1 protein-coding gene is annotated in these 271 nt (G+C 37.6%); it reads left to right on the top strand.

From position 1 onward, the window contains the following. A partial coding sequence (locus IDG64_RS14510) for a hypothetical protein (RefSeq protein WP_206171368.1) occupies positions 1-271 on the top strand: 271 nt, incomplete at both ends.

Here is a 271-nt window from a genome sequence, read left to right as displayed (position 1 = left end):
ACTGAAAGTAATCTGATTGAATTAGTGGATGAATTACCTGAAGAGCATGGTCAAGCACAAGGACCAGTCGAGGAAATTACTGAAAACAATCATCATATTTCTCATTCTGGTTTAGGAACTGAAAATGGTCACGGGAATTATGACGTGATTGAAGAAATCGAAGAAAATAGCCACGTTGATATTAAGAGTGAATTAGGTTATGAAGGTGGCCAAAATAGCGGTAACCAGTCATTCGAGGAAGACACAGAAGAAGACAAACCTAAATATGAAC

Origin of the sequence: Staphylococcus sp. EG-SA-15, assembly GCF_017151895.1 — a bacterium.
GTDB lineage: Bacteria > Bacillota > Bacilli > Staphylococcales > Staphylococcaceae > Staphylococcus > Staphylococcus aureus.
The sequence above is the reverse complement of the archived record's forward strand: the minus strand, read 5'-3'. Positions and strand labels throughout refer to the sequence as shown.